At 72.6% G+C, this 15,557-nt stretch carries 11 protein-coding genes; 10 read left to right on the top strand and 1 reads right to left on the bottom strand.

Annotated elements, in window-relative coordinates:
• On the top strand, positions 1–738 hold a 738-nt coding region (locus ACMA1D_RS05970; protein WP_414722806.1), incomplete at its 5' end, for a glycoside hydrolase family 16 protein.
• A gap of 114 nt (positions 739–852) precedes the next feature.
• Here ACMA1D_RS05970 and ACMA1D_RS05965 read toward each other — a convergent pair.
• Positions 853–4,617, bottom strand: coding sequence for a WD40 repeat domain-containing protein (locus ACMA1D_RS05965; RefSeq protein WP_414722805.1), 3,765 nt, complete (start codon positions 4,615–4,617; stop codon positions 853–855).
• A 436-nt stretch (positions 4,618–5,053) separates the two neighbouring features.
• Here ACMA1D_RS05965 and ACMA1D_RS05960 point away from each other — a divergent pair, with 436 nt between their 5' ends.
• The 9 genes from ACMA1D_RS05960 (at position 5,054) to cas1b (ending at position 15,552) form a co-directional block, all read left to right on the top strand.
• Positions 5,054–6,145: a hypothetical protein gene (locus ACMA1D_RS05960; protein WP_414722804.1), complete on the top strand. Its 1,092-nt coding sequence runs from the start codon at positions 5,054–5,056 to the stop codon at positions 6,143–6,145.
• A gap of 316 nt (positions 6,146–6,461) precedes the next feature.
• Positions 6,462–7,322, top strand: a complete 861-nt coding sequence (locus tag ACMA1D_RS05955; RefSeq protein WP_414722803.1) for a DUF3592 domain-containing protein — start codon at positions 6,462–6,464, stop codon at positions 7,320–7,322.
• A gap of 484 nt (positions 7,323–7,806) precedes the next feature.
• A complete protein-coding gene (cas6, locus tag ACMA1D_RS05950; RefSeq protein WP_414722802.1) occupies positions 7,807–8,493 on the top strand; it encodes a CRISPR-associated endoribonuclease Cas6 in 687 nt (228 codons plus the stop codon).
• Complete coding sequence (locus tag ACMA1D_RS05945; protein ID WP_414722801.1) at positions 8,481–9,899, top strand: hypothetical protein; 1,419 nt, start codon at positions 8,481–8,483, stop codon at positions 9,897–9,899. The genes cas6 and ACMA1D_RS05945 overlap by 13 nt, the downstream gene beginning before the upstream one ends.
• Positions 9,899–10,954 (top strand): type I-B CRISPR-associated protein Cas7/Cst2/DevR, encoded by a 1,056-nt coding sequence (gene cas7i / locus ACMA1D_RS05940; RefSeq protein ID WP_414722800.1) that lies wholly within the window; start codon positions 9,899–9,901, stop codon positions 10,952–10,954. Before ACMA1D_RS05945 ends, cas7i begins: the two co-directional genes overlap by 1 nt.
• Positions 10,954–11,649 (top strand): CRISPR-associated protein Cas5, encoded by a 696-nt coding sequence (gene cas5, locus ACMA1D_RS05935; RefSeq protein WP_414722799.1) that lies wholly within the window; start codon positions 10,954–10,956, stop codon positions 11,647–11,649. Before cas7i ends, cas5 begins: the two co-directional genes overlap by 1 nt.
• Entirely contained in the window at positions 11,631–14,054 is a 2,424-nt protein-coding gene (gene cas3, locus ACMA1D_RS05930) for a CRISPR-associated helicase Cas3' (protein WP_414722798.1), read from the top strand. Before cas5 ends, cas3 begins: the two co-directional genes overlap by 19 nt.
• Positions 14,051–14,572: a CRISPR-associated protein Cas4 gene (locus ACMA1D_RS05925; RefSeq protein ID WP_414722797.1), complete on the top strand. Its 522-nt coding sequence runs from the start codon at positions 14,051–14,053 to the stop codon at positions 14,570–14,572. The genes cas3 and ACMA1D_RS05925 overlap by 4 nt, the downstream gene beginning before the upstream one ends.
• The gene (gene cas1b, locus ACMA1D_RS05920) at positions 14,572–15,552 is read left to right on the top strand and encodes a type I-B CRISPR-associated endonuclease Cas1b (RefSeq protein ID WP_414722796.1); all 981 of its coding nucleotides are present in this window, start codon (positions 14,572–14,574) and stop codon (positions 15,550–15,552) included. The genes ACMA1D_RS05925 and cas1b overlap by 1 nt, the downstream gene beginning before the upstream one ends.
• The last annotated feature ends 5 nt before the right edge of the window (positions 15,553–15,557 follow it).

The raw sequence follows: 15,557 nt of genomic DNA, 5'->3' as shown, positions 1-15,557 counted from the left end.
GCCCGCAACGGCTGGGGCGCACCGCTCCCCCAGTGGTCGGACGAGTTCGACTACGGCTCCGCGAAGCAGCCGGCCGTGCCGAAGCAGGACCGTTGGAAGCTGGCCGGCGGCGGGGTGGACAAGTGCTGGCCTGGCCACGCGAAGAACGGCAAGCGCTGCGACAAGAACACCCGGGTCTTCGGCGGCGTGCTGCGCCAGACCGGCGAGGAGAACGGCGACAGCGGGTGGCTCGCCTCGCGGTACGGGCAGCGCTACGGCCGCTGGGAGGCCCGCGTCCGCTCCCAGGGGATCGGCGAGAACAACGACCGGCAGTACCACCCGCTGCTGATCCTGTGGCCCGACTCGGAGGAGCACCCCGAGGACGGCGAGTACGACTTCCTGGAGAACGGCGCGCCGGGTGAGGAGTGCGCCGAGGCGTTCATCCACTACCCGCACGACCCGGACGTTCCGGTGCAGCAGAAGTTCGCGCAGAAGTGCGGCGTGGACCTGTCGCAGTGGCACAACATCGCGATCGAGTGGACCCCCGACCACGTCCGTGGCTTCGTCGACGGCGTCCAGTGGTACAGCTTCTCCGGCGGCGCCAACGACGTCCGCAAGTGCATCCAGTGCGCGCCCTCCATGCACCAGACGATCCAGCTCGACAACTTCTACGGCTCCGACCTCCAGCGCGCGGTCTACGAGGTGGACTGGGCCAGGGTGTACCCGTACAAGTCCAAGCGCGGACAGACCGTCAAGTAGGGTGCGGGCCGGGCTCATCGCATGTGCCCGGCGCCGCTCCCCCGCCCACGCCCCGCGCTTCCGCTCCCGGTGCGTGACGCCGCCTCCCGGCGGGCCAGGTTGCTGGGCCCGCCGTCACCGGCAGGGCGGCTGGTACGGCACCTGTTCGACGTGCCGGCGCCACTCGGCCCGGGTGAGGGTGCCGCGGGTGGCGGCGCAGGTGCGGGCGACGGCTTGGTCGACCGGGAGCAGCCACACCCGGGTGCGGGCGTCGTAGCTGCCGCTGACCAGGGCGGTCCCGTCGGGGTGGTAGGCGAGCGAGGTCACCACGTCGTAGTGGCCCCGGACGGGGTCGCCCAGCGGGCGGGCGGCGGCCGGGTCACGGGTGTCCCACAGCCGGACCGTGTCGTCGCCCGAGCCGCTGGCCAACTGCTGGCCGTCCGGCCGGAAGGCCAGCGCCCGTACCGGGTCCCGGTGGCCGGTGAGCGGGGGTCCGTACGGCTTGGGGTGGGCCGGGTCGGTGACGTTCCACAGCCGGATCTTGCGGTCGACACCGCCGGTGGCCACGGTGCGGCCGTCGGGGCTGAAGGCGACGGCCGTCACGAAGCCGTCGAAGTCGACGCGCAGCTCGACGAGGCGGTGTCCCCTGGTGGGCCGGGAGACGTCCCACAGCCAGGCGGTGTTGTCCTCGGCGCCGCTGGCGATCGTCCGGCCGTCGGGGCTGAAGGCCAGCGCGACGATCTTGTTGGTGTGACCGGTCAGCGGCCCGCCCAGGGCGCGCGGCCGGTCCGGGTCGGAGAGGTCCCACAGCCGGATGGCGTCGTCGTCACCGGCGCTGGCGAGCGTGCGGCCGTCGGGGCTGAAGGCGACGGCGGCCACGTCGGCACCGTGCTCGACGGGCGGTCCGGTCACCGGCCGCACCCGGTTCGGGCCGACCACCCGCCACAGCCGTACGGTGCCCCCGTCGCCGGCGGCGGCCAGCAGCCGGCCGTCGGGGCTGAAGGCGAGGGCGGCCACCGGGTCCCGGCCCGTGAGGGTGGGAAGCCGGCGCGGGCGGGCCGGATTGGAGGTGTCCCACAGCCGGACGGCGCCCCCCTCGCCCGCGCTGGCCAGCAGCCGCCCCTTGGGATGGAAGGCGACCGCGTTGACCGGTTCGGTGTGCCCGGTGAGCAGGGTGTCGGGGCGCCGCCACAGCCGTACGGTCTGGTCCCGGCCGGCGCTGGCCAGGGTGCGCCCGTCGGAGCTGAAGGCGACCGCCCACACGCCGTCCGTGTGGTCGGTCAGCGGCCCGCCGAACGACTTGGGGTGGTCCGGGTTCTTCACGTACCACAGCCGCACCGTGTCATCGAGGCCGGCGCTGGCCAGCGTCTCGCCGTCGGGGCTGAAGGCGACGGCCCAGATCGCGTCCTCGTGGCCGGTCAGCGGCTCGCCCCTGCGGCGGGGGCGCTGCGGGTCGGTCACGTCCCACAGTTGCACCGTGCGGTCGTAGCCGGCGCTGGCCAGGGTGTGTCCGTCCGGGCTGAAGGCCAGCGTCCACACCGGCTCCTGGTGGCCTTCGAGCGGGCGGCCCCGCAGCGTCGGGCGGGCGGGGTCGGTGACGTCCCACAGCCGGATGCGCTTGTCGAAGCCGGTGGTGGCCAGCGTCCTTCCGTCGGGGCTGAAGGCCACGGCGCGCACCCCGTCGGCCGTGTCGGCCTCCAGCGGGCGGCCCAGCGGACGGGCCGCGGCGGGCCGGGAGACGTCCCAGCGCCGTACGGTCCCGTCGTCGCTGCCGCTGGCCAGGGCCTTGCCGTCGGGCGAGAAGGCCAGCGAGATCACGCCGTCCTGGTGGCCGGTGAGCACCGGGCCGACCGGGGTGATGTGGGCCGGGTCGGACGCGTCCCACAGCCGCACCGTGTTGTCGTGCCCGCCGCTGGCCAGCAGTTTTCCGTCGGGGCTGAAGGCCAGCGAGCGCGGGCCGCGGTCGCCGTGCGTGACCGTCGGCCGGCCCAGCGCCCGCGCGTGCCCGGGGGCAGCGGTGTCCCACAGCCGGATCGTCCGGTCCTCGCTCGCGCTGGCCAGCAGGCGCCCGTCGGGCCGGTAGGCGATCGCCCGGACGAAGTCGGTGTGGCCGAACAGTGGGGTGGACAGCGGGCCGTGGGCGTCGCCGAGGAGTCGGGTGTACAGCTCGGCGCTCGGGCGCCTGCGGTAGGCGGTGACGTCGAGTTGGGCGGCGAGCGAGGTCTGGGTGCCGCGTACCGCGTCGGCCTCGGCGGTGAGCTGGTGGAAGACGGCGGTGTCCCGCTCCGAGCGTGCGGTGCCGCGCTGTTGGACGGCGATCACGGCGGCCCCGGTGGCCAGCAGCGCGAGGACGGCGAGACCGGCGATGACCGACCGACTGCGGCGCACGGCGCGCCGCCGGTAGCGCACCGAGGTGGCGAGGAAGGTCCGTTCGAGCGAGGTCAGTTCGCGCTGGGCGCCGGCGGGGAACGCCTCGGTCGCTGCGGCGAGCCGGCTGCCGCGGTACAGGCTGCCCGGCTCCTGGTCCAGGTCCTGCCAGGCGCGGGCGGCCTCGGTCAGCCGCCGGTGCAGCCGCATCCGCTCGCGTTCGGCCTCCACCCAGCGGCGCAGCCTGGGCCAGGCGGTGATGAGGGCCTCGTGGGCCAGTTCGACGGTGTCGCCGGCGATGACGAGCAGCCGCGCTGCGGCCAGCCGCTCCAGGACGGCTTCGGCGTCCTGCTTGGCGTCGAAGTCGAGTTCGGTGCGGTCGATGGGGCGCCGGGTGGCAGCGGTGCCGCGGCCCGGGGCGACCATCCGGAGCAGGATCTGCCGGGCCAGCGCGGCCTGCGCCGGGGTGAACGCGCCGTACGCGCCCTCCGCGGTACGGGCGATGGCGCCGTGCAGTCCGCCGGCGAGTTCGTAGGCGCTCTCGTTGAGCGCGGCGCCCTTGCGGTGCCGCCAGGTCTCCAACAGGGCGTGCGACATGAGCGGCAGTCCGCCGGGCTCGCCCTGCACCTCGTGCAGGATGCGGTCGGTCAGGGAGCGTTGGACGACCAGGCCGCGGCTGCGGGCGGGCTTGGTGATCGCCTCCCGCAGTTCGACGTCGCTCATCGGGCCGACCAGCGCGGTGGCATCCTGCATCGCCGCGGTCAGCTCCGGGTGCGCGGTGCACTGGTCGAGGAAGTCCGCCCGTACGGTGATCACCACGCGCAGCCGGTGCTGCGGGGCGCGGGCGGTCAGCAACTTGTCGAGGAACGCGGCCCGTTCGTCCGGGTCATCGCACAGCGTGTACAACTCCTCGAACTGGTCGACCAGGATCCAGGTGTCGCCCTCGTCCGCGGCGGGTTCCAGGTGCTCGGCGTGGGTGGCCAGCGGGTGGGCGCCCGGGGTGAGGATGCGGACCGCGGCCACCGGCGCCCCGAAGCCCTCGCCGGCGCGCAGCCTGGGCACCAGGCCCGCGCGCAGCAGCGAGGACTTCCCGCTGCCCGAGGGGCCGAAGACGGCGATGAAGCGGTGTTCGGCGGCGAGTACGGCCAGCCGCTCGGTGAGCGCGTCACGGCCGAAGAACACCGCGGCGTCGGACACTTCGAAGCGGGCCAACCCACGGTACGGGGCGTCGTCGTCCTCGGCGCCCTCCGGATTCCGCCGCGCCTCCCGGGTCGCCTTCTCGGCGGCGTGCCAGCGCGCTTCCCACTCGACCGGGTCGGCCTTGCAGGCGCGTACGTAGGCGAGGGTGACCGGCAGCGAGGGCAGCCGCTCACCGGCCGCCGCCTGCGAGAGGGTCGTCACCGCGTAGCCCGCGCGTTGGGCCATCGCGCGGTAGGTCGGGTTCCCGGCGCCGACGCGCAGGGTCCGCAGCGCCACGGCGAACGCCTCGACGGGCCCGTCGTGGGGATTTAACTGCCGTTCACTGCGTCCCACACTCGCCCCACTCGTCCCAACGGGCCACCCCTGACGCGTTGTCCGGGCCGCCGTCCCCAATGAACGGGGCTTACGGTAAGCACCGCAGGTGCGCTGTGCAACTGGGTGCTCACGCTACGGTCGTTGGGGGCGTCCGTGGCCGGTGCCGCTCCCGTAGCGTTGGGCCGTACCCCGTGCCCCGCCGGACCCTGGCCCCGCGCAACCCGCCCCGCCAGCACGGTCTTCGGCCCGGTGCTTCGGGCGCCGGCTCGGCCATGTCCGCTCGCGCCGGTGGGCGGATTGCCCGGCGCACACCGCCCGAACTGCCGACGCCGCACCAGGCAGGCACCGCGACGGGCGCCGGCGACCGCGCGCCGCGGACCGGCCCCGCTGTCCGGCCCAGGAAGGTGTCTCAGAGGTCTGTCCGTGCCGATCACGGACCGGCACAATCGCCCGTATGACGATCACCGCGAGCGCGCCGCCGGCGCGGCCGGCCGTCGCCGACCTCGCGCGTGGGTTCCTGACGGGTGGCGTGATCGGGGCGTCGCTGGCCGCCCTCGTCGGCGGCGGTGTCATCGAGAGCGTGCCGCTGTTCGTCGTGGGCCTGGCCCTGCCCGCCGCCTACGGGCTGCTCCTCCTGCTGGCCGGGGCGCCGCGGCGCGCCCGGGAGGCCGCTCTTGCGCCGGTCACGGCACTGGCGGTGATCGAGGACCGGAAGGCCGACGGGGGCGTGGACACCGACGTGCCGGTCCGCTTCGACCTCACGGTCGCGCCGGACGACGCGCCGGCCTACCGCGTCGAGATCAGGCAACACATCCACGTCGTCGACCTCGCCGACTATCGGCCCCGCGACGTCGTGGTGGTCCAGTACCCGCCGGACCGGCCGTACCAGGTGCGGATCGTGAAGCGGCCGACACCGCAGTGGGAGGACCGGGCGGCCGGGGCTGACATCCCGTCGGCACCCGGCCCGGCCGCGCCCAGCGACCCCCCGGAACCACGCGCCGCCGGCTATCTGACGCTCGTCGGCCTGCTGCTCGGCGCGACCGCCGTGATCATGGCCTGCCGGGGCCCCCTCTTCGACGGGCACGGCGCCACCGGGCCGCGTGCCTCCGCCCCGACCTCCACGACGACCACCCCCTCCACCACCGTCGTCACGTCGCTGTCCAGCACCGTCACCCTCGGCCCGGGCCGGTCCCTCCTCGACCGGGGTGAACTGCGCCGGGCCGTCGACTCACTCCCCCGCGGCGGCGGGTCCCACCAGGCGCTCAGCGTCGTCGTGCGGGACCGCGTGCTCTCGGTGGTCTTCGCTGCGGACGCCGCGCACACCCCGCGCTTCGACCTGCGCTCACTGCCCTACGAACGCCTGCCAACGCTGGTCGAGGAGGCCAGGACCGCCCTCGGCGGCGGTGCCCCGCGCGACTGGCGGCTCACCGCTGACCGCACCGCGGGCGCGCTGACCATCCGGGTCACCGTGACGGGCCCGGGCGGCACGGCGTGGCTGGAGGCCGACTGGCGGGGCACGGTGGTACGCCGCGGCCCGGCGCGGTGACCCACGGCATCCGCCCGGTGCGGCCGGCCGGCGACCCGCGCCCGTGGGCGGGGACCGGGGGCGGGATACGGCCCCGGCGGGGGCTGGGAGTCATCCGCACGGGACAGGGGGCGGGGACCCCGGCGGGAACCGGGGGTGGCCCACCTGGCCCGTCGATGGCCGCCGGCGGCCGTACGCGTGTGGTGTGGCCCACAGTCCTGCACGGCGGACGTACGCGAATCGGCACCCCGCCCCCTCTCGCGACGCACTCAGGACCGGCGGGGCGATGGGAGCGTCGGTTGGGCGGCGGTCCCTCAGGCGGCAGGAGGGAAGGCGCATGGGTTGGCACGGGTATCTGACGCTGTGGTGTGCGGTGTTCGGCGCCATGGCGTTGATCGGCTACGGCCGCTCGCTGGCCGGGACGACCCGGGCCCAGCGCACGGTCCACGTCCCGGGGCGGATCGAGCAGGTGCGACAGCCCCGGCACGGGAGCTCCCGGCGGGAGGGGATATCGGTGGTCGTCTCCTACCGCGACCCCGGGACCGGGGAGGAAGTCACCGTCACCAACGACGGCGAGCGCGGCGAGACGATCACCGTGGCGTGGTGGGGCAGGGAGATCGGAGTCTCGTACCCGCGCGGCAGGCCGCACGCCTTTCGGCTCAGTAGCACCGTCGGCCGGCGCGGCCGTGGGCTCGGCTGGCCGACCTTCGCGGTCTTCCTGGTCTACGCCGGGCTGGTGACCGGCGCCGCAATCGAGTGGGGCTGGCCGTGGGCCCTGATCGGCTCCGGCGGCCCGTGGTCCGTGGCGATCGCCTGCCACCTGCCCGGCAGTGTCAGGCAGACCCGCCGCCGTCGCGCGAGGCTGGCCTCGATGGCCCCCGCGCAGGGCCGGATCGTCGCGGTGCTCAGGGACGTCAGCACCGACGAGGACGGCCACACCTCCACCACCCTCACCCCGGTCGTGGCGTTCACCACCCGCGAGGGCGCCGCAGTCACCGCCTACTGCCCGCCCGGCACGGCGAACCCGGTCGGCGTGCCGGGCCGTGAGCTCGTGGTCCACTACGTCCCCGAGGACCCGTCCGTCTTCACCTTGGACCCCGCCAGGGATGACCGTTTCCAACAGGTTGATCTGGCGCTGACCGTCGCGGCGCTGGTCGTCACAGCGGCGGCGGCCGTCGTGGGGGCGGCACTGGTGTGACGTGCACCGCGCCGCGCGCGCCGTGGGCGAGGCCCCGCGGACGCGGGTGTCATAGCCGAGGGCGTCCGGGGCGAGCGGGTGCCCGGCGCTGGGGGGCACGCCTGGCGGGGGGCCAAGTGGCGGCGGAACATCGGAGGGTTGGGCGCTGGCACCCACCCCCGCAACCAACCTGCACGCACCCCCCTGCAACAACTCCACACGGCCTGCGGCAACCCGTCGGTAGCGCAGACCCGCAGGTCACAAGGATTTGTCCAGAGGCATCTCCGGGGAACAGACTTCAGACCGCGCCGACCGAGCTGTGGTGGCTTCCGCGCCGCGCGGAGATCGTCATCGCCCTCGTCTGGTCTCTTAACACGCAAGAACCGTTCAGGTGACAAGCGTCGAGAAATCGTCATCGGTCGGGTTGTCCTATCTACCCTGCTCGTCGTGCCAGTTGGCAATCCGGCACGGAGATCCGCACACCTTCGGTAGGTTTCGTATGCGCATGAGAGTCGACGTCGTCACAGACACCTCCCAGTTGAGTTGGGACGACGTGCACCGGCCTGCACGTGGCGTCGTCTACGGGCTGTTGGAAGAGCACGATCCGGCCCTCGCCCGCTCGTTGCACGACGAAGGGTGGGGCGGTCATCCGCTCAAGCCGGTTGGGGTGGCCGGCCCGCAGTTCAAAGGGGCTCCTCGCAAGAAGGGGGTCTACACCACCTCGCCCGAGGGCTCGGTGTGGTTCGGCTCGCCGGTGCCGGAGATCGCCGCAGCGCTGATCTCGGCGCTGGCGCTCCGGACGGAGATCGTTTGGGGGGCCGCCCGTCTCCGCATCCAGGGCTTCACCATCGAGGTCGACGTGCCGACCCCCGTCGAAGGGCTCGTCGAGTTGAGAACAGCAACCCCGGTCGTACTCCGCCACGAGGGGCGCGAGTTGTTGCCCGGCGAGGGCCACTACATCGACCGGTTGGAACACAACCTCCAGCACAAGGCCGACGTGTTGGGGCTCCCCGCCCCCCGTGGTCTGCGGGTTCTGGAGGCAGGACCGCGCAGGCGGTTCCTGGTACGCGGTGCCCCGCGGATCGGTGCCCAGGTGCGGGTGGCGATGGAAGCCGATCCGCGATTCGTGGACGCCATTCGGTCCTGGGGGCTCGGTCTGGACACGGTGCAGGGCTTCGGATGGATCCGGTGACCGGCGGCGCCCTGACGGCGACCGGGCACCCGTTGCAGCGCGCCGGGGCGTGGGCCGTGACCGTCATCGCGGGAAAGAACCAACCCGAGCAGGTGACGTCGGCAGACCTCGACGGCGTCGTGCGCTCCCTACTGACCGATGTGGTGCACTGTGCCGTCGCGGCGAAGACGGACAGGGCGTACGACTGGTGGAAGGTCCTGTTCGCGCTCTACCCGAACTCCAAGGCGACACATGCCGGTAGGCCGCGCGACAAGACGCTCCTCAGGGCGGGGCTAGAGCCGATGTTCGCGCCGGACGACGCGACGCTGCCCCCTGCCCCGTGCACCTTCTGCGGTGACCCGACACCGGTTCTGTGGGCCAAGTCGGTGCTGCCGCTCTTCGACACCAACAAGGCGCTGAACTCCCTGCCGCCGGGGTTGCGCGGCTGGCCCGTGTGTCGGGGGTGCCGGGTCGCCATGTGGGCGCTTCCGTACGGGGCGTGGGTCACGGCGGGTTCGGCGACGGTGTTGTCGTGCGAAACCCCGGCCGCCGAGTACGAGTTCGCCGCGCGGAACGTGCGGCGGGCCAGGCGCATCGCGCAGGTCGGCTTCTCCGGACTGGGCGCGGACGCTCGCCCGGAGCTGGTCGCGCTCCGGGCGCTGCGCGCCGTCGACGCGGGCCTGTCCGCCACGACCCTGTGGAGCTTCAAGAACGACAACCAGGAGCCGTGGCTGCGCGTGACCCGGACACGTCGGGCGGTGCCGCGCTTCCTCGCGGCCGTGGACGGCAACAGGGCCCTGCGCCGGGGGTGGCGGCTGCTGGAACTGGCGCTCGCCGAGCGAGGCCGCGAGGACAAGAGCTCCGCCGACGGGGCCGGTGATGCGGCACGCCTGGTCTTCGAGGCCGAGGACGGGCGCAGCCGTTGCCTGGTGTTCCAGGTCCACCGGTTGCTGTGGGACACCGACCGGTGGACTGGCGAGGACCGCGCGGCCCTCACCCGGCTCGCTTTCCGATACGAGAAGGAGGTACACGGCGTGGAGCCGGACCTGACAGGAGTGGCGACGTTGATCGCCGATTGGATCGTGCACGGCAGCGGCAGCCCGCGCGGCCGGTTGGCGGAGTACCGGAACGCCGGGCTCAGTGGCTACCGGCTCGGGCAGCTCCTCTACCAGGCCGGGTACCGGTTGAAGCTGGACGGGCGCAAGGTCGAGGTCGATCCAGCGGCGTGGCGGCCGTTCATCGAGAAGCGGTCTCGCGCCTGGGAACACCGCATGCTGCTGGGCGCCGAGGTGCTGCGCGTGCTCGGTGAACGCGGCATCGAGGTATCTGATCCGCCTGAAGACCCACAGGAACGGGCCCGGGTCGAGGCGCTGCTGGAACAGCCCGTGCTGGCGGCGGATGACGAGTACCACTTCGGAGGAGCGTAATGGCGTACCTGGCAGGCAGGATGCTGGTTTCCGTGGAGGCCGGCGCCCCCAACAACGGCAAGGGTGAGGACACCACGGGACGGGTGAAGTACGCGACCGTGCGCGGCCGTCGCCATCCCTACGTCTCCGCCCAGGCCGTGCGCCGCTGGATTCGGGACGGGATGGTGGAGCGGGGAGTGCCGGCGTCGCCCGTGACGCGGGTGGGCAAGGCGCAGAACCGGGCCCAGAAGGCCAATACCGACGCCGATCCGATCACGTACGCCGATGACGACCTGTTCGGGTACATGCGGGCGGGGGCGAAGAAGGACGATGCCGCAACGACGCTCCGCGACAGCCCGTTCATGCTGGGCACGCTGATGTCGGTGGCGCCGGTGCACCCGACGGAGGACTTCGGGGTGATGTCGCGCGGGGTCAGTGAGCCCGTACTGCACGGGCACGAGTTCTACACCGCCGACCTCGCCGCTCCGTTCCTGCTCGACCTGCCGCGGATCGGCACGTTCACCCTGCCGAACTCCGACGGAGCGGGGCGCCCGAACTACCTCAGCCAGGAACAGGCCCTCCAGATCGCCCAGGCCACGGCGCTGGGCGCCACCCCCGAGACGTTCCGAGGCCAGGGAGCCGTACGGCTGCCGGTCGAGCAGCGCCGCCAGCGGGCCGCGCTGCTGCTGGAGGCGATCGCCCATCTCAGCGGGGGTGCCAAGCAGGCGCTGCACTACGGGGACCGGGTCCCGTCCCTGATCGTCATGGTGCCGTTCAAGGGCGGCGTCAATCCGCTCGCGCACGTGATCACCGGTGACGAGAACGGCCTGGTCGTACGGGGCGATGTGCTGCGCAAGGAGTTGGCCGCGTGGGGCGGGGAGTGGGAGGCGCCGGTCCGGGTGGGGTGGCGGCCCGGGTTCCGTGACGACCTGCGGGAGGACTTCGAGAAGGTGTGCACGCAGGAGATCGCCGACGGCACCGTCGTCGTGGACCACCCGCGGACGACCCTGCTCACTCTGGCGTCGGAGATGCGCGACGGCGCATGGGACGCCTGGTTCGACGACGCGGCCCAGTGATGGGGGCGTCCTGCGCCGAGCCGCTTGCGGCGTGGAGGCTGACGTTCTACGCGCCCGTCGCGTCCTTCCGGGACCCGTTGTTCCCCGGGCTCACCCGGGGGCTGCCGGTGCCACCGCCGTCCACGGTGCGCGGCCTGCTCGCCGCGGCCACCGGGGCGCCGCGCGAGTCCCTGGCCTTCGGCATGGCTGCCTGGTCGGAGGGCGAAGGGGTGGACGCCGAGACGTATCACCCGATCGACGCGGGCGGGGCCAACCCTGCGGTCTCGGGACGGGTCCGTGCGGGCAAGGGCGGGATGACCCTGCGCATGCGCCCCTTCCGCACGGACGTACACCTCACGGTGTGGCTGCCGGGCCCAGACGGCGAACGCATCGCCCGGGCGTTCCGGCGTCCCGTGTGGGGGCTTCGGCTGGGCCGCTCACAGGATCTCGTCCACCTCCAGGAGCGCGTCGAGGTCGCCCTCGTACCGGCCACGGAAGCGGTCGTGGGTTCCGCCCTGGCGCCGACCAGCGGTCACGACGTGCCGTACGCGACGGTGCACCGCATGGCCGCATCCGTGTCGACGGATCGTCTGACCAGCCGTTGGACGGATTACCAGTGGTGCGTCAGCCCCGCGGGGCGGCACCCGGTCCGCGACGCCTACGAGGACGTCGACTACCAGCAGAAGGGGCAAGCCCTGTGGCTTCTCGACCCGTGACGGGCCCACCGCGGCGAGGCTCCCTCAGCGACCTGCGGGCGAAGTCCACCCCGGCCCACGACCGGGAGCGGCTCACCACCCACTCCCGTACGGTCCACGCCGCGGTGGACCCGATCCAGGGCCGGGTGGCCGACGCAGGTGTCCTCGCCGATGCGCCGGCCTTCTGGCCCCGCGTCCGATGGGCCGCCCTCCTGCACGACGCCGGGAAGATCGCCGAGGGATTTCAGCGCCAGGTGGACATCGGAGGCGTCCCGTGGGGCGAGCGCCATGAGGTGCTGTCCCTCGCCTACGTCGACCTGCTCGCCCAAGCCGCTGGGTGGACCGAGGAGGACCGGCTGATGGTGGCGACGCTCGTGGCCACCCACCATCGTGCCCTGCTCAGCGGCGACGGCGGGGGTCACGGAGGTAAGCCGGCCCTGAGCCGGGAGTACAACAAGGAGACCGACTGGAACGAGGCGTTCGGCACCGGTTCCGACGTACGGACGGGCGAGACGGTGCCGCAGGTGCCGCGCTTCCTGCACCGGGAGTGGCTGGCGTGGCTCTGCGGCGCCCTGGCGGCGGACCCGCCCACGACGTCCCCCGGCGATCCACCGCTGGCGCACCGCGCCCGGGACCTGCTGGAGGAGCTGCTGACCGCCTGGCGACAGCCCGTCAAATCCCATCGGGGGTTGCTGGCGGTCCTCGCGCAGGGCGCCCTCACCCTGGCCGACCGGTCGGGTTCCGCACACGTCCCGTTCCAGACCCACATGCCGTTGGCCCCCGACTACCTGGCACGTATGCCGTACGAACCCCATCTCCATCAGCGTCGGGCCGCCACGGCCTCGGGGCATCTGGTGCTGGTCGCCCCCACCGGGAGTGGCAAGACCGAGGCCGGCCTCGCTTGGGCCGCTGGTCAGACGGCGAGGATGCCCGGTCTCCCGCGAGTGGTGTGGACCCTTCCGTACCGGGCGTCGCTCAACGCGATCCGCCGTCGCTTCGCCGACAGTCTGATCCCCGCGCCGGGCGAGCGGAGTGCGGACATCGGCCTGCTGCACGGCACCGTCGCCCAAACACTCCTGGCCGAGGCGCTGGAAGACGACTGTGCCGCCGCGAACCCCCACCCCGAACCGACGGCCGACCAGGCACGGAAGGCGCGGGCGCAGGCGGGCGCGATGCGCCTGTTCACCCATCGGCTCCGGGTCGCCACCCCGCACCAGCTCCTCAGCGGGGCGATCGCCGGGCCGGCGTACTCCTCCGTGCTGCTCGAACAGGCGAACGCCCTCTTCGTCCTGGACGAGTTGCACGCGTACGAGCCCGACACCTTCGGACGGCTCTGTGCGGCGATGCGGCTGTGGGAGCGGCTCGGCAGCCGGTTCGCCGTGTTGTCGGCGACGCTCGCTCAGCCCATGGTCGAGATCATCGAGGAGAGCGTCGAGCAGCCGGTCACCGTGCACCGCGCGCCGGCGGGCACGAGCCCGGTCCGGCACCGCCTCGTGCGGGACGAACGTCCGCTGGATGCTCCGGAGAGCGTCGAGCAGTTGCGGGGGCAACTCCGCGCGGGGCACAGCGTCCTCGTCGTGGCGAACACGGTCGCCCGCGCCCAGGACCTGTTCGAGCAACTCGCCCAGGACGCGCGGGAGGCCAGCCCCGGCCACCCCAGTCCCGCTCTCCTGCTCCACTCGCGCTTCAAGAACGGTGACCGGGACGCCATCGAGCAGGCCCTGCTGCGGCGCCACCCCGAGCGCCGGGAGGGTGACTCGGCGCGTCGGGGCGGGCTGGTGGTCGCCACCCAGGTGGTGGAGGTGTCCCTGCAACTCGACTTCGACCGCGGGGCCGTGGAATGCGCCCCCGTCGAGGCCATCGCCCAACGCGCGGGCCGGGTGAACCGACGCGGGCTGCATCCGGAGGGGCCCGTGGACTTCCGTGTCCACCCGGTCGAGAAGCCCAACCCGTACCCCCAGGGCGCGATGGACGCCTCGTGGGAAGCGCTTCGGAGCCTTGTCGCCGATGGTGCGACCACGCTCAGCGAGCAGGACATCGACGAACTACTCAGACGCGCGTACGACACCACGTGGGGCGAGGAGTGGGCGGCGGAGGCTCGTCGACAGCGGGACGAGTTCGCCGCGAGGTTTCTGACCTTCACCGACCCGTTCCACGACCGGAGCGAGTTCGCCCACGCCCTGACCCAGGCGTTCGACAGCGTCGAGGTGCTCCACCACGAGGACAGAGCCGCCTATCAGGCGCTGACCAGGGGAAAGTCGGGCGACGCGCTCCTGGCCTCCCGGCTTTTGATCCCGCTGCGCCTGGGGCAGTTGACGGACTTCGCCTGCACCTACGACCCGTACCTGAAGGTCCACATCAGTCAGGGCGTGTACGACAACGTGCTCGGCCTCCGCCCGCCGGCCAGCCAGGAGACCATCCTGTGAGCCTCGATCCCGACCTGCCCGCCGACGACGAGACCGCCGTCGGCGGTGTGCACATCAAGTACCTCGTCCACTGCCCACGGCAGCTTTGGCTGTACGCCCGGGGCTACCGGCCCGAGCAGCAAAGCGATGCGGTCGCCTTCGGCAAGGCGGTGGACGACACCACCTTCACCCGGCGTCGCGACGTCGACCTCGGCGAGGCGAAGATCGACTGGGTGACAGCCGGAGCCGTAGTCCACGAGACGAAGTCCTCCCGGGCACCGGCGCCCGCGCACAGCGCCCAGGTCCGGCACTACTGCCTGCTGCTTGAGCGCCGGGGCATCACCGTCCGGGGCGGTGTCGTGCACTACCCACTGATCCGCCGTACGACGGACGTGGTCTGGGACGACCAAGCCCGCGCCGAAGCCGCGGACACGGAGGCAAGGGCGCAGGCCGTCATCGTCGCGACCACGGCTCCCGACCGTCTGCTCCGCGGCAAGTGCCGTGGGTGTTCCTATCTCGACTACTGCTGGGGAGACTGATGGCTGCCGTCGGCCGTACCTATTGGCTGACCGAACCCTGCCGGATCCGCCGTGAGGACGACAGCGTCCGCATCGAGCGCCCGGACGGCAGTCCGGTCCGCATCCCCATCACCGACATCCGCGATCTGGTCGTCTTCGACCACGTCGACGTCAACACCTCGGCGCTGTCGCTCCTCAGCCGCAACGGCGTCACCGTGCACGTCCTCGACCACTACGGCAATCACGCGGGGCACTTCAGCCCCGCCGAGTCCATGGCGTCCGCGACGGTCGTACGACGTCAGGTCGAGATCACGGCGGACGAGGAACAACGACTCGCGATCGGCCGCTCCCTCGTACTGGCGACCGCGGAGAACCTGCGGTGGGCACTCGACACGGACCTGCTCGAATCGGCGCTGGAGGCGCTGAAGGGCGCCCTGCCCGAATGCCGCTCCAACGACGCGATCATGGGTGTGGAAGGCAACTTCCGGCGAACGGCCTGGGCCGTGCTCGACAGTCGGCTGCCGCCGTGGCTCCGCATGAACGGCCGCTCGCGGCGGCCACCGACGAACGCGGGGAACGCCTTCATCAGCTACCTCAACGCCCTGACGTACGCACGCGTCCTGACCGCCCTGCGCAGCACCCCGCTCCACCCGGCGATCGGCTTCCTCCACGCGGACACCGACCGCCGCAGAAACACCCTCGCACTGGACCTGGCCGAGCCGTTCAAGCCGCTGTTCGCCGAGCGCCTACTGCGCCGCTCGGCAAGCCAGAAGCACCTCAAGGAGAACGACTTCGAAACCGACGTCGGCCGCGCCTCCCTCAGCAAGGACGGCCGCAAGAAGATCGCCGCGCTGGTGAGGGAAGAGCTCGCAACCAAGGTGCACCACCGCGGCTTGCAGCGCCAGGTGAGCTACGAGGAGCTGATCCATTTGGAAGCGCTGAAGGTCGTCCGGCTCTGCCTCGAAGACACGCCGTACAAGCCGTTCCGACCGTGGTGGTGAGGGAC

The organism is Streptomyces sp. 796.1 (assembly GCF_047525675.1).
Taxonomy (GTDB): Bacteria; Actinomycetota; Actinomycetes; order Streptomycetales; family Streptomycetaceae; genus Streptomyces.
This window is presented reverse-complemented; position numbering and strand designations above follow the sequence as displayed.

Bases quoted from the DNA above. Each gene is read 5' to 3' on its own strand.
- ACMA1D_RS05960 (WP_414722804.1), top strand. From the start codon at position 5,054: ATGACGATCACCGCGAGCGCGCCGCCGGCGCGGCCGGCCGTCGCCGAC.
- ACMA1D_RS05955 (WP_414722803.1), top strand. From the start codon at position 6,462: ATGGGTTGGCACGGGTATCTGACGCTGTGGTGTGCGGTGTTCGGCGCC.
- cas6 (WP_414722802.1), top strand. From the start codon at position 7,807: ATGAGAGTCGACGTCGTCACAGACACCTCCCAGTTGAGTTGGGACGAC.
- ACMA1D_RS05945 (WP_414722801.1), top strand. From the start codon at position 8,481: ATGGATCCGGTGACCGGCGGCGCCCTGACGGCGACCGGGCACCCGTTG.
- cas7i (WP_414722800.1), top strand. From the start codon at position 9,899: ATGGCGTACCTGGCAGGCAGGATGCTGGTTTCCGTGGAGGCCGGCGCC.
- cas5 (WP_414722799.1), top strand. From the start codon at position 10,954: ATGGGGGCGTCCTGCGCCGAGCCGCTTGCGGCGTGGAGGCTGACGTTC.
- cas1b (WP_414722796.1), top strand. From the start codon at position 14,572: ATGGCTGCCGTCGGCCGTACCTATTGGCTGACCGAACCCTGCCGGATC.